This window comes from Chryseobacterium sp. GTID13, from assembly GCF_056172655.1.
Window position 1 is genome coordinate 519,780 of record NZ_JAOCMB010000006.1, and the last position, 18,204, is coordinate 537,983.

An 18,204-nucleotide genomic window follows, 5' to 3' on the forward strand; every position below is an offset into this window, starting at 1 on the left:
TATTTTTTCAAGTTTGGCTTTCTCGACGGCGTTGCAGGATTTTATATTTCCATAACCGGAGCATTTTACACTTTCCTGAAGTACATAAAAATCAATGAGATTCTCAGACTCAAATAATTAATCTATTTAAATACAATAGCCGGACTGTAGAGCTTCCGGCTAATTTTTAATTCTCAGCACAGGCATATTCACAGGCTTAAACATTATTTTAATTTTTTTTAAGCTTATGCATCTGATATTTAATTATTTTTGAAGGTTGTAACAGATCTCTTTTTTTGTAGACTTATCAACATAAAATCAGTCATTCAATTAAAACATTGGAATTATTATAAGCCGTAAGATCGTTATAGAACCTGCGTTTTATAAAATTCAGATAACCATGCTTAGATTCATCAAAAGGACGCTAGGATTTTCAAAAACAGAAAGTGTTCGTATTCTCATGTATCATAAAGTACTGCCGGAGAAAGAAATTCCGGGCAGAGATCTCCTTACTGTATCAGCAGAAAACCTTGAAAGTCAGTTTAAATACATTAAAAGCAATTACAACACTTTATTTTTTAACGACCTGAATACCAGCAGCCAGCTGAAACATAAGCTTATCCTGACATTTGATGACGGTTATCTCAATAATCTTCAATACCTTATTCCATTACTGGAAAAATATAAACTGAAAGCCACCATCTTCGTTCCAACCGAGCTTATCGAGAAAAGTGAAAAAGAAGAAAACCGCCAGTTGATGACCTTTGACGAGATTAAATCCCTTAATCCCGAACTGGTTGAAATAGCCCTGCACAGCCATGCCCACAGGAATTATTCTCAAATCTCCTTACAGGAAGCGGCAGATGATCTTCATAAAAATATCCGTACCCTGGAGGAAAAAGCTATTCCCTTTACAAAGGTACTCGCGTATCCGTATGGTAAGTTTCCCAAAAAGGTAAGCAGAAAAAAGAATTTTTCTCTATCCTCGAAAATGCAGGAATTACTTCTGCAGTACGCATCGGCAACAATATTGCCTATTATCCGTGGAAAAATAAATTTGAGATCAAAAGGATCGATATCAAAGGAGGCGACAGTTTCAATGTATTTAAGTGGAAACTGAGACTCGGAAAAATCAAATTCTAAGTCAGCAGCCCGCTGTAAAGCTTTTCATAAGCAGCTACCATTTCAATATACCCGAATTTTATTGCCCTGCCTTTTAATTTTGAGGCGTATTCCTCTTTTCCGGAGCCATAAATCTGCATTCCCGATGCATAAACCTGCTGCATATGTTCTGCCGAAAAATCATCAAAATAGAAAGCCAGGTCTCCTCCAATTTCTGGAAGACTCGTTAACTTACTTAGAAAAACAGGCTTCCCAAAGTACATGGCTTCTACAGGCGGAATTCCAAAGCCTTCTGCCAGTGAAGGATGACAGTAGGACTCACAATGTTCCAGAAGGAAATATTTTTCATTATTATCTACATTTTCTAAAATATGCACTCTCCCCTCCAGCCCGAGTGTTTTGATTTTTTCCAAAAACTGTTCTTTGTAGGCAGATTTTACAGAGGAAGTGATCAGTACAAGATCTCTGTCGTTTTTTGAGATAAGATCCAGGAGCACTTCCTGGTTCTTTTTTGGAAAAAGGACCCCGATATTCAGAATATATTTCTTACCGATGAAACTGTAATTGCTGCGGGAACTGAATCCTGTATTTTCAGGAAAAATGAGCCCGTTATAGATCACTTCAATTTTAACATCGTTTTTCAGCTTGAAAAGTTTCTTGTTTTTAAGAAAATCATCCTTCACAAACTCTGAAATGCAGACTATTGCATCCGCATTCCCGATATTCTTCTGAACAAGCTTCTTGCTTTTATTTACTTTCTGTTCTGAGCTGTTATCGTGTAAGAAATTAAGATCATGGAGCGTCACCACTTTCTTCTGCCCTTTCTTTATAGTATGAAAATATTCAGAAAGCTGATGAGTGGTATGAATTAGTGAAAAAAGCCTGATATTGACCGGAAATTTCTTTTGCCAGAACTTCCAGCCGATAATATTAAACTTTTTTTTGTCTGTGGAATATTTTTTTCGGACCGTAAAAAGTATAGTCAAAACCAGAGGCTTTTTCGTCCAGACCCTTTATTAATGAAACACATACGTTGGCAATTCCCGACTTCGGGTACTTTAATCTTTCGGCATCAATAAGAATTTTCTTTTGCATTCCGCTCAGGGTTTTCATCAAAAATATAAATTTAATTATGAAATTTTTATTTTTGCAGTATGAAAATTTGTTTAATCAGCTTCGATTTCTGGCATTATGATGAACACATAGTGGAAAAACTGAGTGATAAAGGCATTGAGGCATGCCATATCAACATCGGAGCCTTTACCCATAAAAACACTGGTGAGCGTATAAAAAACACTTTCAGCAAGATTTTTCTGGGCAAAAACCCGAAATATCACAAAAGACAAAGTTTCATACTGGAATCTCTGGAAAAAATCGGCAAACAGGATCAGATCCTGGTCATCAATCCTGAAGCTATTGAGGAAAACATCCATAAGAAGATCAGGGAATACACGGACCGGAATATTGCCTATCTTTATGACAGCATGGCGAGAAACCCCGCAACTCACCTTCATCATTTTGATACTATATTTTCTTTTGATGATAATGATGTGAAAAATTTCGGTTTCGAAAAGATCACCAATTATAATTACCTCGACCATATTCCTGCCGAAAAACAACATCCCAAGCTGGATCTGTTCTACATTACATCCTATGATAAAAAAAGGCTCTCTGCTTTGAATCTTTTGATCAACAGATTGCTTCCTCTGAAAATAAAATTTGAGGTCTACATGGTAGGCAAAAAAGGCTGGAAAAACAAACTGAACCAGATCATTGATCCCAAAAACATCGATATTTTAAAGTTCGGAAGAAAAAAATACCTCATCATGCACTGCCTGAATATTACAAGAATACCAAAGTGATTCTTGATCTGATGCGTGCGAACCAGACCGGGCTCAGCTTCAGGATATTTGAAGCTATGGCGCTGGAAAAGAAAATCATCACGGACAATCCTACAATCAAAACGTATGATTTTTACAATCCTAATAATATCCTGGTTCTGGATAAAAATTTCCGAAATGTAAGCAAAGATTTTTTCAATACGCCATACGAAAAACTGCCTGAAGAAGTTTATAACAAGTATACGCTTGACCATTGGGTGAATACCGTATTTAAACTGAATCCATGACAGAAATAAAAAATGTACTTATTGTAACCCGGGAATACCAGTCTTCCCGAACTCCCAAAGTAGGCGGTACAGGTGTTTTTTATAAGAATTTGTGCGCAGAGCTTGTCAGGAGAGGTATTTCGGTGCATGTTTTCCTGATCTCAAAACATGAATTTGATATAGAAGAGAATGGTATAAAGATCCATTCCATAAAAGATATTTTTAAAGCTAATCCTCTTCTTGAGCTGCTAAGATCGGCTACCGGAAAAATAAAGGCTCTTGAAAAAATTCATTTTAAAACCTATCTGTCGGAGAAAAAAATAATTTCGGAGAAAATAAGTGCCTGGATCAGAAAAAATAATCTTCATTTTGACATCGCAGAAACCCATGACTTCGACGGTCTGGCACTTTCTATTCCCAAAGGAATTCCTTATGTGATCAGATGCCACGGTTCCTGGTCTGTTCTGGAAAAGTATTTCGGATATAAAAAAGTTCATAAAGGACGAGTTTTCTGTGAAAAGGAGGCCTTTAAAAGCTCGAAAAACATCATTGTGATATCCAAGTACAATGAGACGATCAATAAAAGCCTTTTCGATATTAAAAACCCCAAACTCATCTACAATGGTATTGATGAAAAGTTCTACAAACCTTCCGGGAATGCAGAGGTAATTCGGCAATCTGTTTTCTATTTAGGCAATGTATCCTACGAGAAAGGTGCGGAAACCCTAATTAATGCATTTATTAAACTAAGAAAAAAATATCCCGAAGCATCGCTCCATTTTATTGGAAAACCCAACCACTACCCCGATTATATAACCGAAAACATACAGGATCCGGAAACCAGGGATTCAATTCATTTTTACGGAAACAAACCAGGCGTGGAAATTGTGGAGCTTATTGGCCAAGCAGAGGTTGTTTGCTTCCCCTCCAAAGGTGAAAATTTTAGCTTATCTTTGCTTGAGGTAATGGCTATGCAGAAATCTGTGGTGTGTTCTGCAATAGATTCCTTTAAAGAAATTATAGAGGAACATGTAAATGGTCTGATTGCCGGGGAAGATCACTTCCACGAAAAGATAAGTCTTATTTTTGAAGACGATGAGCTGAGAAACAGGATTTCAGTAAATGCCCGTAAATTAATAGAATCACAATTCGGTATTGATAAGATGGCAGATGAAACCCTGAGTTATTATAACGGTATTTTATAGAATACAATTTATACTTGCCGGAAATAATGACCGTATTTCTTAGTTTATCCTAAGTTTTAGAATATGAATGCGAAGGAACAAATTGAACATTTAGAAAAGCAGCTTAAAGCACTTAGAAAAAAATATTATATCAAGTCTTTTTTCAGGAAAGCCAAAAGACTTGTCACGGATTTTTTACCGCTGGATTCTATCCCTTCTGAAAACTGTACGGAGAGAATTACGATCAGTGACAAAGAAGAGTCAGAATTGTTTCTGCCTAAAACATTTGATACTATTACTCAGGCTTCTATAAAAGCTCCTAAAAACCCCATAGAGATTTTTGCCCTTCAGAATGTTCTCTGTATCCCGAATTCTACCTATTTTTTAGATCTTAAAAAAGAGAAGATCTACTATGAAAGATGGCATGACGACGACAGGATCACGTATGTCTACAATACCAACAATCTTTTGCAGCATTCGATGACTCTGGCCAAGGTGAAGAACTATAAAGAGGTTTATTATGATGAGGAAGCTATTTTCATGGGTGGAACGTTTACTTTCAATTATTATCATTTTCTGGTAGATATCCTTTCAAAATTTGAGTATTTCAAACATATTCCTGATGCTAAAAATAAGCTTATCGTTATAGATGAAGATGTGCAGAAGGTTGAAAACCTGAAGGACCTGCTTATGTTCTTTTTGAGGGATTATAAAATTGTATTCCTCAGCCACGAAAAAAATTATTACCGCTTTAAAAAGCTTTGGCATATCACCAGCAACAATTATGCAGTCCCGAATATTATGCCGGGAATGACCTACGAAGCCGGATTTACCAAACTGTCTAAATCGTCGCTTCAATATCTCCGGAAAACAGCCTTTGACAATCTGGATCTTGCTAAAGTCCGCATTCAGCCTGTTAAAAGAATCTTTATTTCCAGAAGATCCCAGTATAGAAAATATAATGAAGAAGAAATTCTGGCATTGGTCCAAAAGCATGGTTTTGAAGAGGTCTTTTTTGAAGATCTGAACATTCATGAGCAAATCTATCTGGTCAACAATGCCGAATATATTATTGGCCCAAGCGGTGCAGCCTGGACAAATGTATTATTCGCCAATGAAGGAGCCAAAGGACTGAGCTGGTTCAGTTCCGTATGGGGGATTTTGCGATCTTTTCTACCTTGGCCAAACAAGCAGGCTTTGACCTTTATTTCTATATTTATCCGCAGGATTATGAAGGCTTCCATGAGGATTACAGATTGGATCCTGAAATTTTTAATGAGTATCTGGAGCGATTGCTTAACTTGCCTTCTACTGAAATTCAAAATCACCCATAGTCCGCTTCCTAAAAAACAATAACTCCTCTTTATCAACTTTATTAATATAAGAAACAACTTTAAAGAAACCTGATCATATCACTTTATAAGTCAAATATTTGAATGAAAAATAAATATATTCTTTTATTTTAATTTATTCCTATTTGTTTTCTGTAGTATTTAAAAATAATGTAAATTTCGCAGGTCAAAAATTGATTTTATGTGAGATCACTTTTTTTGATTTTTTTTAATTATAAATCATATATTATCTAGAAAACACACAAGTATGAAATTGATTTTTACAGGTCTTCTATTATTCAGCTCTTTTTTTACGGGCAGTTTTCTGATAATTTCAACAATTATAATCTCTCAAAAGTTCCTGAAGAGTGGGCCGTTTTAAGAGGTAAAAACGATGCAGGAGATGATTTTAACAATTGGCAATTAGAGAGTCTGAATAAAGATGGTTCTGATAAGTGTTTCTTTGTAAGATATGAAAATTCAGGTGAATTAAATGAAGACTGGCTTATTAGTCCGAAAATAGATTTAACTAATTATAAGGGTAATTTTCTAGTATTTTCGCAACACAACTCATTTACCGGTAATTCTACAAAATACGAAATAAAAATATCCACAGACTCCCAACTCAATCGTGATGAGTTTCAAACAGTCGCATCTTATACCGATGCATCATTTGGCAAAAACTTCAGCCTGAAAAAGATCAACATTTCAAAATTTGATAATAAGCAAATTTATATTGCTTTTGTGAAAAAAGATGATGATGGCAATAACTGGTTTATAGATAATGTATCTGTTCAGGGAAAACCGGTATCTGAAAAAAGCCAATCATTATTTTACCCTAACCCAACATCCGGAGAACTTAATATAGAAACAACCATTAAATCTCTTCAGGTCTTTAGTACGGATAACAGGCTGTTAAAAACCTACTCAGATATAAACTCTATTGACATTTCCGATTTACCAGCGGGAATCTATCTTCTTAAGGGTACTTATGAAAATAAAGAAGTTTTTGAACAGAAAATTGTAAAAGAGAATTAACAATGTCTAGAGCTAAAGTACAGATTCTTGCGAGTTTCTTACCCCTTCTTCTACTTCAGAATTTTATTTTCGGACAAAACTATTTAGTAGGATTTTCGAAAGAATCTATCAATCCAAACACTACCATATTGTCTTCTCCTCTGGCTGGCTTCGGCGATCCCAAACAAGGAAGATTCAGTATCAGTTTCCAGGAAACCGGTATAGCACAAAATGCTGTTGCTATATGCTCTTCCGATACAAAATTTTATATGGCTACAAGTGATAACAAACTTTGGCAGGCTGATATTAACAACAGTGCACCCAACTGGGTTTCGATAGGAACGGCTTATTATGTAACCGCACTGACCTATGGAAACGGCAAACTTTATGGCACAGATAAAAACAATAAGCTGTGGATGAGAAATGCAGATGGAAATGACAACCCATGGACCAATATCGGATTTGCCTATGAAGCTACCGGTCTTACTTTTCTTAACAATAAACTGTATGGAACCAAGAAAAATAACACTCTCTGGGTAAGAGATAGCAGCCCGTTTAATATCCCTTGGAAAAATATAGGAAAAGCCAATTCTGTACGATCCTTAACCAATGATGGAACTAACCTGATTGCTTTGTCTAAATATGATAATGATTTATGGATAAGAAGTGTTTCAACCCCTGACGAAACCTGGTCAAAAATCGGAACTCCTAATCAGACAACTTACGGTAGGTATTTATCCAATATTACCTTTACTAACAATAAATTATACGCAACTTCCAACAAAAATAAATTTTACTACGCCCAACATAGCCAGACCCCTATTTATGCCTATGCATCTTATTTTGAAAAAAATTCAAAAAAGGCACTCATTATTACTTTGGATTTATGTGGAATTAATTATTCTTTTTCACGTAAAATAAAGACAGAAATAAAAAATACATTTAATATTGATGAAAATGCAATTTTAATCAATTGCTCCCATACCCACTATGCCCCTCTATCTCAAAGTTACTCGTGCCTTCAGGATTTCTACCGCAACCCTGATCCCAAATATCTTGATATTGTAAAAAATTCTGTTTTAACGGCTACACAAAATGCCATTAACAATAAAAAGAAAGCAACTTGAGTTTCGTAAGAGGCAAAACAAACATAGGATACAACAGGGCAGATATTTCTAAAGATTTAGACAACAATATCACCATGGTAATAGCAAAGCAAAATACCACAAATACTGTAAATGGTGTCATTATGAGTGCAAGTACCCACCCTGTCTGGCATAATAGTCCGGCCCGTGATTTTGTTACCATTTCATCGAACTATGTAGGGGCTACAAGAGATAAACTCGGTACGTTAAAGAACATTAGCAATATACAGCTTATGCAGGGATGCGCAGGAGATATTAATCCTTATAAAACAGATACTCCCGATCAAACGGCAAATAAACTGACTCAGGATTTCAATAATTTATTTTCTGTATCATCATCCGCTGTTACCGGAGAAATCACTGTTAAATTTGACTCCATTGCTGTACCTCTTAATAATTTCACCTTCAATAAGGCCGTGAGTATTAAAAATGCCAACTTAGGAAAATACGACCAAGTCTCTGAAAGAAATTTAAGATGGGCCAATAGAATTATTCATCAGTACACATCCGGTACACTTGATAAATCTGCAACGGTTTATATACAGATTTTAAAGATCGGTGACTGGAATATTATCGCATTGAGCCGGGAAGCCGTTTCTCAATATGCCATAGACCTATACAATCACTTCAACCCTATGAAATTAACGGTATTAGGATATTCCAATGATGTATCAAGTTATCTTCCTGTAAAATGGCACATAAAAAAAGTTGCTCCTAACTATGAGGGATATGAAAGTTTCTTCATTTACGGACAAAGCGGTATCCCTGTAGATAATGTTGAAGATATTATTTTAACTAAAATATACAGTATGATGCAGTAATCTCCACAACAATATAAAATATCATCCGTTAATACCATAACCTCTGCTGAATTATCCATTACTTTATTTAAGACGGTAAGAGAATCACCTGATGAATATTATTATTTTATTTACAGGATATATCCTTAATTTTAACAATTCGATCCAAAACAATGAACAATCCGCCGCTTGTAAGCCTCATCATCATTACCATGAACCATGAAAAGTTCATTGAGCAGGCATGCTTGTCCGCCATTTCGCAGTCGTATCCCAATTATGAAATCATTCTTTTGGATAATGCTTCCCAGGATAAGACATTTGAAAATGCGGAAAATGTCCTTTCGAAATTTGACCAGCATTATAAGATAATCCGGAATACTGAAAGCTTTGGAGTAGCAAAAAATATAAATATTGCAGTTTCACATGCTTCGGGAGAATATATTTCCCTGCTTTCGGGAGATGACTGGTTTACAGAAAACCACCTCGCAGAGAAGGTCTCATATATTCAGGAGAATCCGGTAGATTTTATCCTTTCAGATGGCTATAAATATTATCAGTCTGAAGATAAAATGACAGATGCCTACACCCCAAAAGAAAAAAACAGATTATAGATACCCTTGACCGCTTTTTCCATGAAAATGCTTCTGAAAATAAAACGGCCAATGTAGGAACATTTGTAAAAAAAGAGCTTCTGGTGAAATATCCGTTTGATGAAAATATCAATACGGAAGACTGGGATATGAACCTGAGACTCACCTCCAAAGGATACAAAATAGGCTTTATCGATAAAAAACTGTTTTACTACAGGATTCTTTTCACAAGCCTTTCAAGAAACTGGAAGCTGATGAAAGATTCCTATGAAAAAGTAACTCACAAATACCTCGATTACATCAAAGCTGACAAGGAGCTTTATAAAAAATACCAGCTGAAACTTATTCATTTCAAGTATGAAATCCTTTTGTCCGAAACAGATTCTGAGTCTGAAAAAGAGAGACTGCGAACGGAATGGAAAAAAGAAAAATACAAGGTCAAGTATAAAAATCCGGTTTTATTCTTTAAACTGCTGATGCTTAAATAAAATAGAAGGTTTGAGGATGAAGAAAGAAGTTTATTAATTTTTCCCAACCACGAATTGCACGGATTTACATGAATAATAGAGCATCATTTTAACAATTTCATTAAAATATAACATAAACATCTGTGCAAATCCGGAAATCTGTGGGAAATAAATTTGCATTATAGAAAAGAATCAGTGTAAAAATAATATAAATAAGACTTCCAGTCTTCCTCTTCAGGCTTTCAGCCTTTTAATCTTAATTTTCTTACCCCGAACTCAGGTAATTTTAAGTAAATTTGCAAAAATTTTTATTGAAATGGAGAAAGTAAGAGTCCGTTTTGCTCCAAGTCCTACAGGACCTTTGCATTTGGGAGGCGTAAGAACCGCATTATATGATTATCTTTTTGCCAAAAACCAGGGTGGTGAATTTGTGCTTCGTATTGAAGATACAGATACGGCAAGATATGTAGAAGGAGCTGAAGAATACATCGAGGAAGCTTTAGAATGGTGCGGAATCATTCCTGATGAAAGTCCTAAGAAAGGAGGAAAATTTGCTCCTTACAGACAATCTGAAAGAAGAGACATCTACGACAGATATACAGAGCAGATCCTGAAAACAGACTACGCTTACATCGCTTTCGATACTCCGGAAGAGCTGGATACCATCCGTGCTGAATTTGAAGCCAACGGCGAAGTTTTCTCTTATGATAATAAAACCAGAAACCGCCTCAGAAACAGTGTTGCACTTTCCGAAGAAGAAGTTCAAAAATTGCTGGATGAAAAAACACCTTATGTGGTAAGATTCAAAATGCCGGTAGACAGAACCCTTAATCTTGAAGACATTATCCGCGGACATTCTTCTGTAAATACCAATACGCTGGACGACAAAGTTCTTGTGAAGAACGACGGAATGCCTACTTACCATTTTGCCAACATCATTGATGACCATGAAATGGAAATTTCCCACGTGATCCGTGGTGAAGAATGGCTGCCGTCTTTAGGACTTCACACCCTACTATATGAAGCGATGGGTTGGGAAGCTCCGCAGTTCGCACACCTATCCCTGATCCTGAAGCCTGATGTATCAACTTTAATCAATAAAGACAATATCGACGGTATTACAAAATCTTTTGCAGAAGAATTTGTTTTGAAAAACAGTCAGTTTTCTTTTGATGAATCAGCAGAGCTTATCAAATCTTTCTTTTCGGAAGTAAAAAGTCCGAGATTTAAATCCATGCTGGGCGAAAATGATAAAGATAATCCGTTAACCGCTTCCGTAAAGCAGTTTTTAAAGAAAGGACTTTCCGGGAAATTAAGCAAAAGAGACGGTGACAAATTCGGGTTTCCGGTATTTCCACTGGATTTTAAAGATCCTGCAACAGGAGCCGTTTCAAAAGGATACAGAGAAAACGGATACCTTCCTGACGCGTTCATCAATATGGTAGCCTTACTGGGCTGGTCTCCTGCAGACGACAAAGAAGTCCTGTCGCTGGAAGAAATGGCAAAAGAATTTGATCTTCATAAAGTGCATAAAGCCGGTGCAAGATTCAGCAAAGAGAAATCAGAATGGTTCAACCATCAGTATATCCAGATGAAATCGGACGATGAGCTTTTGCAGCTGTTAAAAAATACGAATATTAACCTTTCCGGTGTTTCTGATGAAAAACTGGTAAAGATCATCGGTCTGATGAAAGAAAGAGCTACTTTCCCTAAAGACATTTATGAAAACGGAAAATTTTTCTTCGAAGCACCCCTTTCTTATGATGAAAAAGCATCGAAAAAAGCATGGAACGAAGAAACATCTGCTGTTTTAGGTGAATTGGCAGAAAATCTTAACACTACTGAATTTACTTCAGAAATCCTGAAGCAGGCAGTCCACGATTTCGCGGAAAACAAAGGCCTCGGCATGGGAAAAGTAATGATGCCGCTGCGTTTATCTTTAGTAGGAGAACTGAAAGGCCCTGACGTTCCGGACATCATGGAACTGATTGGAAAAGAGGAAACTATCTCCCGAATAAACAATGCTATCAATAATTTTAAATAGTTTTTCATAATTTTTCATAAATTTGAAAGATTTAATTTACTTCAAGAAATGGAATATTTAAGTTTCGAGCTTCCTATAAAAGATCTGATGGATCAACTTCAGACTTGTTCTTTAGTAGGAGAAGAAAGTGGTGTTGATGTAAAATTAGCATGCAGCCAGATTGAGGATAAGATTTTGGAAAAGAAAAAAGAAATCTACGGAAACCTTACCCCTTGGCAGAGAGTACAACTATCCCGTCATCCGGATCGTCCCTATACAATTGACTATATCAATGGAATGGTAGACAAAGGAAGTTTCCTGGAACTTCACGGAGACAGAAATTTCGCAGACGACCCTGCAATGATTGGTGGTTTAGCTACATTGGATGGTCAGAAAGTAATGATCATCGGAACCCAGAAAGGGAGAACAACCAAAGAAAGACAGCACAGAAGATTCGGAATGCCGAATCCTGAAGGATACAGAAAAGCTTTACGACTGATGAAGCTTGCTGAAAAATTCAAGATTCCTGTGGTAACTTTAGTAGACACACCGGGAGCTTATCCAGGGCTGGAAGCTGAAGAAAGAGGCCAGGGAGAGGCAATTGCCAGAAATATTTTTGAAATGGTTCAGCTTAAAACACCTATTTTCACTTATATCATAGGTGAAGGAGCAAGTGGCGGAGCATTGGGAATAGGTGTGGGAAATAAAGTATACATGCTTGAAAATACATGGTACACCGTAATTGCACCGGAAAGCTGCTCTTCTATTTTATGGAGAAACTGGGATCACAAGGAAGATGCAGCCAATGCATTGAACCTTACCCCACAGGATGCTTTAAGAGAAAAATTCATCGACGGTATTATTGAAGAACCTCTTGGAGGTGCTCAATATGACCCTGAAGTTGCTTACCTGAATCTTAAGCATTCTATTTTACAGAATATTAAAGCTTTTTCAAAGTTCTCAGGACAGGAACTTGAAACCCAAAGGCAGGAGAAATTCATTGCAATGGGACAGTTTAAAGGATAAAAATAAAAAACGGTTAAGAGAAAATTTCTTAACCGTTTTTACTTATAGTTTAGTTTTAATTGATCTTAATCAGCTACGTTGAGTGCAATCTCAATATCCTGGGTTACTTTCTTTATTGAAGAATATTTTGCATCGCATACCATTGTCGTCAGTACATATTCTCCTTTATCTATCAGAATAAAGTTCTGCCCTTTTGCAGGAACGGTTAAATTATAATATTTTTTCCCGCTTATCTTCACCACCAGGTTACAGCTGGATCTGTTCTTGATATTGACGTAAGCCTCATTTTTGTTCATATCATTATTGAAGAGATGGGTAAGCATTGCTGCAGTCTTTTTATTAGCTTCACTGGGTTCTGATTTTGAAACCCCGGCAGTTTTGGCCGAACTTACCGAACCAACGCTCGCCAGTCTCTCTTCTTTCAAAGCATTGATAGCATCATTTACTTTATCTGTGTTCTTATTTTCAGCGGATGTTTTATTGGCCGCTATTACTTTACCGCTGTTCAGTTCATTATTCTGAACTATTTTCTCTATTTTCTCTTTACTGATCGGTTTAATGGTAGGTTTGGCTTCAGGAGAGTTATCAGCCATAATCATTTCAATCAGTTTTCTTTTAAAATAATCGGTTTTGGCATGTCCGGGGTTCTGCTTCAGGAAACCGGCAATCACTCTGGCCTCTCTGGAAGCCTCAGCATCCTGCTCCGTGTAGATGATTACCGTTTCTTTTTCTACGACCGCCTTGGATTTCGTTTTTTTCTTTTTTGGGAGAAACCTAAGGCAAAAATGCATAGAAATATAAGTAGAAAGATTTTTTCATTAATCAAGTCTTTAAAATAGTATTAAATATATCAATAACGTGAAAAGTCATTTTTTAGTTTATCATTAAAATCATTATCTTTGCACTGCTTTAAAATTAAGCTAAAAATTAATACTAATCTTAAATAAAAAAATAATACATATTATGTCTTATACACCAGCTGCTGCAGACGTAGCAAAATTAAGAAACCAAACAGGTGCAGGTATGATGGACTGCAAGAAAGCTTTAGTTGAAGCAGAAGGAGACTTCGAAAAAGCAGTAGATATCCTTAGAAAAAAAGGACAGAAAGTTGCTGCCAACAGAGCTGACAGAGAATCTTCTGAAGGTGCAGTAATTGCAAGAGTAAACGAAGACAACACTTTAGGGGTGATCATCTCTCTAAACTGCGAAACTGACTTCGTTGCTAAAAACGAAGATTTCATCGAGCTTGCTTACGAATTAGCTGAAATGGCTATTTTCGCAGCTACTAAAGAAGAACTTTTAGCTACAGACTTCCACGGACTTACTGTTGCTGATAAATTAATCGAGCAGACAGGAGTTATCGGTGAGAAAATCGAGATCGGAGCATTCGAAAGAATCGAAGGACCTTACCTTGGTGCTTACATCCACGCTGGAAACAAAATCGCTGCGATCACTGCACTTTCTGCTAAGGTAGACGGAGCTGACGAAGTGGCTAAATCTGTTTCTATGCAGGCTGCTGCTATGAACCCGATCGCTCTTGACGAAACCAGAGTTTCTCAGGAAACAATCGACAAAGAATTGGAAATCGAAAGACATAAACTTACTGAAGAAGGTAAGCCTGCAAACATTATCGACAATATCCTTAAAGGTAAAATGCAGAGATTCTACAAAGACAACACTTTGGTGCACCAGGATTTCATCAAAGACAGCTCTATTTCTGTAGCTGACTATGTAAAATCTGTAAACGCTGACCTTAAAGTAACAGGTTTCATAAGAGTAAGCTTAGCTTAATCATCTTACAAAGAATCATACAGATCCCGGTGAATTTCACCGGGATTTTTTATTTATCAATATCAAGTTTCAGACAACATTAAAAAATATTAAATATTCAACAATAGTAAACATTATGGAAATCCATCATTAAATTTTATGTAAAATATTGATTTTTAATACTTACATTTGCATCCCTTATTGAGAAAAATGAAAAAAACTCTACTAACCATCTGTACTTTTCTTTGTTTATTATTTAATGCACAGCTTGATACCGATCATTGGTTTGCACCGATGGCTTCAAAATCTGGAATGATAGGACTTCAGGGATATTTATATCTTTCGACGAACGAGACAACTCCGTTTAATGTTCAAATATTTAACAATAATGTACTTTATACAACGATTCAAGTTAGTAAGGGAAATCCGGCTAAGGTCAGTATTCCCAATAATTTTTTAATTACAGATAATCAATCAGATCTTTTTACCCCAAATTCGATGGGTTTAAATGTAAAGGGACCTAAAAAATTCTTTGCTAATTACAGATTCTCTGTACCCAACCACGCTGAAATTATTACTTCAAAAGGTTTAGCGGGACTTGGAAAAACATTTTACGTAGGATTGGCTCCATTAACAGGTATAGCAGCTTATGTAAACTCCACCATAGGAATTACCGCAACTGTAGATAATACTACCGTAGTTGTTTCCGGCTACAATCCAAATGTAGTTTTTTCAGACGGGACTTCAAGCCCTACCAGGACTTTTACATTAAATAAAGGACAATCTTATATTATGGATGCCCTAAGTACAGATTCCATGGATAATCTTGACGGGTTGATTGGCGCAAAAATTCAGGCATCACAGCCTGTGTCTGTCACAAATGGAAATTGTAACGGAATTTATACCGGCTTAAATTTTACTAACAATGATATTCTGATGGATCAGGCAGTCCCTATTGAGAGATTAGGAAAAGAGTTTGTTGTCGTAAAAGGAAACGGAACAATCCTTTCTGAAATGGAAACCGCCTTGGTTGTTGCCACACAAAACGGCACTAACATTACCGTCAATGGAATTCCTACAGGCATTACATTAAATGAAGGACAATATTACATGGTTCCCAGCATAAATTATGTACAGCATGGAGCGGGTGACAATTATAATATGAGCATTTCGGCTAATAACAATATTTATGTATATCAATTATTGGCAGGGGTTTCCAGCACAACAGGGGGCAATGAATATGCGACAGGCGGAATGAACTTTATTCCACCTTTAAGCTGCTTTATGCCAAATAAAGTGGATGAAATTGGTTTTATCAATCAGATTGGAAGTCAGAATTTTAATGCCAGATTAAATATTATTACTCAAACCGGAGCAACAGTTACCTTAAATGGGAATCCTGTTGCTATTGCAAACGGACCTTATCCTGTGAATGGAAATCCAAACTGGGTAACCTATACAGTCCCCAACATTACAGGCACTGTAACTGTGAATTCAACCAAGTCTGTAACTGCAGGAATTGCAGCCGGAAGTGGCGCAGTAGGTTATGGAGGATATTTTGCAGGATTTTCATCAGTTCCAGTAATTTCAAAAACAGGAGATTGTTATACAGGAGTTTTATTACAGGTGGATAACTCTTATGACTCTTATCAGTGGTATCTTGACGGAAATCTTATTCCAGGAGCTACATCTTATTCTATAGACCCTGAATTGTACGGAACAGGAAATTATACTTGCTCTGTTGCGAAAAGCGGTTGCGGGTCATTACTTACAGACAATTATTATCATACTAAATGCCCGCCAATTACAACAACGATTTATAATATTGGATCCTGTAATACAAAAACAATCAGTCTTGCTTTTACCAGTTCTACCCAGGCCATTGTTCCTTCACATACAAGCGTCATTTCGCAGCCTGCCAACGGAACGGCAACAGTGAATTCTTCAACGGGACAAATTACGTATACCCCCAATGCAGGGCTTACAGCAGACACTTCCGATTCTTTTACTTATTATATCGATGGAAACGGAAATCCTGCCGATTTTGAATATTTCAAAGTAATCATGAATATTGATGTTCTGCAGACCCAGAATGCCGCCTTATCTTCCTGCGCCAATACCAATGGTAACGGAATATTCGATCTTACAACGGCTATTCTAAGTCCGGACTCAGGTACTACAGCAACTTATTATACCAATGCTAATCTAACGGGACAGATTACAAACCCGGCTACCTATTCAGGGCCTGCGGGAACAATCTATGCTAATGTTACTTCTTCATTCGGATGCACCAAAACGGCACAGATTACATTGACACTCAATTCTTCACCCAACATAAATACCGGCAATTTCAATGCAAGCTTCTGTGACGATAATTTTGATGGAATCATAAGTGTAAACTTTGCCACTGTAACACCACAGATTGTTACCAACCCTGCCAGTTTCACCGTAAGATATTATCTTGTTCAGGCAGATGCAATTGCAGGGAACAACAACACTCTTCCTGCCAACTGGACTTATACAGCCAATACTACTGTTTATGTAAGGGTTTCAGCCAATGTTGGCGACTGTCCGCCGGCGTTTGGGCAGATCAATTTTAAAATCGGAAATAAAATCACTTTAATAACAAACTCTGCAGCAGCGGATGTCTGCGACAATGATCTCAGCGGATCTGAAACAGCCAATCTTAATGATTACAAGAATTTATTTACCACAGATCCCACAGTGATCCTTTCATTTTATACTTCACTGGCAGATGCCCAGGCGGGAGTAAATCCCATTTCTTCTACCCAGAATATTACGTCTGTTCATACCTATTATGTTAGATTTCAGAACAGTTCAGAATGTCCAAACACAGGAGTTCTTAAGCTTACTTTAAAAACCCCTAAAAAGTCCGGTTCTCTTCACAACCAGATGGTGTGCTCAGATCAAAAAGTGATACTTGATGCAGGCCCGGGATTCTCATCTTACCTGTGGAGCAACGGAGCTACAACGCCAAGCATCACGGTTGGGGCCGGAACTTATTATGTAGACCTTGGATTCAACGGATGTGTATACCGCCAGAGTGTAAGTGTAAATACTGCTGAAGCTCCCATCATTACCAAAATTGAGACATCAGGCTCTACAGCAACCATTTACGTAACCGGAGGAACACCTCCTTACCAATATTCCCTGGATGGAATGAATTATCAGACTTCCAATGTTTTCATCGGGCTTTCGAGAGGAATACATCAGGTATTTGTAATCGGTTCAGACGGATGCCTTCCGGTGACCAAAGAATTTCTGATCCTGAATCTCGTTAATGCCATCACACCAAATGGTGACGGACTGAATGATGTTCTTAATTATTCTGATCTAAGGATCAAGCAGAATGTGAAAATAGAAGTGGCAGACCGCTACGGTTTATCAGTTTACAAATCATCCGACAAGAACTATATCTGGGATGGAAAAGTAAACGGAAGAAACCTTCCTACGGGAACGTATTGGTACGTAATCACATGGACGGAGCCTGACACGAAATTACCAGTTTCATATTCCGGATGGCTTTTGATTAAAAATCGTGATTAATTTTTAACTTTTGTTATATTTATTTAACACTATTTCAAATATTATTTTAAATTTGTAGAAATCCTAATTCCACACA

The 18,204-nt window shown here is 36.9% G+C and carries 16 protein-coding genes; 14 read left to right on the top strand and 2 right to left on the bottom strand.

What is annotated here, in order from left to right; all coding sequences use genetic code 11:
* The first annotated feature begins 379 nt into the window (after positions 1 to 379).
* Positions 380 to 1,099 (top strand): polysaccharide deacetylase family protein, encoded by a 720-nt coding sequence (locus N4G44_RS18695; RefSeq protein ID WP_474928886.1) that lies wholly within the window; start codon positions 380 to 382, stop codon positions 1,097 to 1,099.
* Positions 1,100 to 1,118: 19 nt separating this feature from the next.
* On the opposite strand, the gene N4G44_RS18700 is transcribed toward N4G44_RS18695, so the two are convergent.
* A complete protein-coding gene (locus N4G44_RS18700) occupies positions 1,119 to 2,087 on the bottom strand; it encodes a glycosyltransferase family 4 protein (RefSeq protein WP_474928888.1) in 969 nt (322 codons plus the stop codon).
* 168 nt (positions 2,088 to 2,255) lie between these two features.
* Between N4G44_RS18700 and N4G44_RS18705 the strand changes: the two genes are divergently transcribed.
* The 11 genes from N4G44_RS18705 (at position 2,256) to N4G44_RS18755 (ending at position 12,791) form a co-directional block, all read left to right on the top strand.
* Positions 2,256 to 2,963 carry a WaaS/CpsH family glycosyltransferase gene (locus N4G44_RS18705; RefSeq protein ID WP_474928892.1) on the top strand — a complete coding sequence of 236 codons (708 nt, stop codon included), beginning with the start codon at positions 2,256 to 2,258 and terminating at the stop codon, positions 2,961 to 2,963.
* Positions 2,933 to 3,229, top strand: coding sequence for a WaaS/CpsH family glycosyltransferase (locus N4G44_RS18710; RefSeq protein ID WP_474929048.1), 297 nt, complete (start codon positions 2,933 to 2,935; stop codon positions 3,227 to 3,229). Before N4G44_RS18705 ends, N4G44_RS18710 begins: the two co-directional genes overlap by 31 nt.
* On the top strand, positions 3,226 to 4,413 hold the full coding sequence (locus N4G44_RS18715; protein WP_474928894.1) for a glycosyltransferase family 4 protein: 1,188 nt from the start codon (positions 3,226 to 3,228) through the stop codon (positions 4,411 to 4,413). Before N4G44_RS18710 ends, N4G44_RS18715 begins: the two co-directional genes overlap by 4 nt.
* A 63-nt stretch (positions 4,414 to 4,476) precedes the next feature.
* On the top strand, positions 4,477 to 5,748 hold the full coding sequence (locus tag N4G44_RS18720; RefSeq protein WP_474928896.1) for a glycosyltransferase family 61 protein: 1,272 nt from the start codon (positions 4,477 to 4,479) through the stop codon (positions 5,746 to 5,748).
* A gap of 272 nt (positions 5,749 to 6,020) precedes the next feature.
* Positions 6,021 to 6,761: a choice-of-anchor J domain-containing protein gene (locus N4G44_RS18725; RefSeq protein WP_474929051.1), complete on the top strand. Its 741-nt coding sequence runs from the start codon at positions 6,021 to 6,023 to the stop codon at positions 6,759 to 6,761.
* Between the two features lie 2 nt (positions 6,762 to 6,763).
* Positions 6,764 to 7,867 carry a hypothetical protein gene (locus tag N4G44_RS18730; RefSeq protein WP_474928898.1) on the top strand — a complete coding sequence of 368 codons (1,104 nt, stop codon included), beginning with the start codon at positions 6,764 to 6,766 and terminating at the stop codon, positions 7,865 to 7,867.
* The gene (locus tag N4G44_RS18735) at positions 7,864 to 8,706 is read left to right on the top strand and encodes a hypothetical protein (RefSeq protein ID WP_474928899.1); all 843 of its coding nucleotides are present in this window, start codon (positions 7,864 to 7,866) and stop codon (positions 8,704 to 8,706) included. The genes N4G44_RS18730 and N4G44_RS18735 overlap by 4 nt, the downstream gene beginning before the upstream one ends.
* Before the next feature lie 152 nt (positions 8,707 to 8,858).
* Complete coding sequence (locus N4G44_RS18740; RefSeq protein WP_474928902.1) at positions 8,859 to 9,296, top strand: glycosyltransferase family 2 protein; 438 nt, start codon at positions 8,859 to 8,861, stop codon at positions 9,294 to 9,296.
* 83 nt (positions 9,297 to 9,379) lie between these two features.
* Positions 9,380 to 9,763: a hypothetical protein gene (locus tag N4G44_RS18745; protein ID WP_474928905.1), complete on the top strand. Its 384-nt coding sequence runs from the start codon at positions 9,380 to 9,382 to the stop codon at positions 9,761 to 9,763.
* Positions 9,764 to 10,058: 295 nt separating this feature from the next.
* Positions 10,059 to 11,786: a glutamate--tRNA ligase gene (gltX, locus tag N4G44_RS18750; RefSeq protein ID WP_474928908.1), complete on the top strand. Its 1,728-nt coding sequence runs from the start codon at positions 10,059 to 10,061 to the stop codon at positions 11,784 to 11,786.
* A gap of 48 nt (positions 11,787 to 11,834) precedes the next feature.
* On the top strand, positions 11,835 to 12,791 hold the full coding sequence (locus tag N4G44_RS18755; RefSeq protein WP_040997623.1) for an acetyl-CoA carboxylase carboxyltransferase subunit alpha: 957 nt from the start codon (positions 11,835 to 11,837) through the stop codon (positions 12,789 to 12,791).
* 65 nt (positions 12,792 to 12,856) lie between these two features.
* Here the strand turns inward: N4G44_RS18755 and N4G44_RS18760 are convergent, their stop codons facing one another.
* A complete protein-coding gene (locus tag N4G44_RS18760; protein ID WP_474928910.1) occupies positions 12,857 to 13,582 on the bottom strand; it encodes a DUF6759 domain-containing protein in 726 nt (241 codons plus the stop codon).
* A 172-nt stretch (positions 13,583 to 13,754) separates the two neighbouring features.
* Here N4G44_RS18760 and tsf point away from each other — a divergent pair, with 172 nt between their 5' ends.
* Positions 13,755 to 14,582, top strand: a complete 828-nt coding sequence (gene tsf / locus N4G44_RS18765) for a translation elongation factor Ts (RefSeq protein WP_048502805.1) — start codon at positions 13,755 to 13,757, stop codon at positions 14,580 to 14,582.
* Positions 14,583 to 14,771: 189 nt separating this feature from the next.
* Entirely contained in the window at positions 14,772 to 18,128 is a 3,357-nt protein-coding gene (locus N4G44_RS18770) for a T9SS type B sorting domain-containing protein (protein WP_474928912.1), read from the top strand.
* Positions 18,129 to 18,204: the final 76 nt, after the last annotated feature.

Bases quoted from the DNA above. Each gene is read 5' to 3' on its own strand.
- N4G44_RS18695 (WP_474928886.1), top strand. From the start codon at position 380: ATGCTTAGATTCATCAAAAGGACGCTAGGATTTTCAAAAACAGAAAGT.
- N4G44_RS18705 (WP_474928892.1), top strand. From the start codon at position 2,256: ATGAAAATTTGTTTAATCAGCTTCGATTTCTGGCATTATGATGAACAC.
- N4G44_RS18715 (WP_474928894.1), top strand. From the start codon at position 3,226: ATGACAGAAATAAAAAATGTACTTATTGTAACCCGGGAATACCAGTCT.
- N4G44_RS18720 (WP_474928896.1), top strand. From the start codon at position 4,477: ATGAATGCGAAGGAACAAATTGAACATTTAGAAAAGCAGCTTAAAGCA.
- N4G44_RS18730 (WP_474928898.1), top strand. From the start codon at position 6,764: ATGTCTAGAGCTAAAGTACAGATTCTTGCGAGTTTCTTACCCCTTCTT.
- N4G44_RS18740 (WP_474928902.1), top strand. From the start codon at position 8,859: ATGAACAATCCGCCGCTTGTAAGCCTCATCATCATTACCATGAACCAT.
- gltX (WP_474928908.1), top strand. From the start codon at position 10,059: ATGGAGAAAGTAAGAGTCCGTTTTGCTCCAAGTCCTACAGGACCTTTG.
- N4G44_RS18755 (WP_040997623.1), top strand. From the start codon at position 11,835: ATGGAATATTTAAGTTTCGAGCTTCCTATAAAAGATCTGATGGATCAA.
- N4G44_RS18760 (WP_474928910.1), bottom strand. From the start codon at position 13,582: ATGCATTTTTGCCTTAGGTTTCTCCCAAAAAAGAAAAAAACGAAATCC.
- tsf (WP_048502805.1), top strand. From the start codon at position 13,755: ATGTCTTATACACCAGCTGCTGCAGACGTAGCAAAATTAAGAAACCAA.
- N4G44_RS18770 (WP_474928912.1), top strand. From the start codon at position 14,772: ATGAAAAAAACTCTACTAACCATCTGTACTTTTCTTTGTTTATTATTT.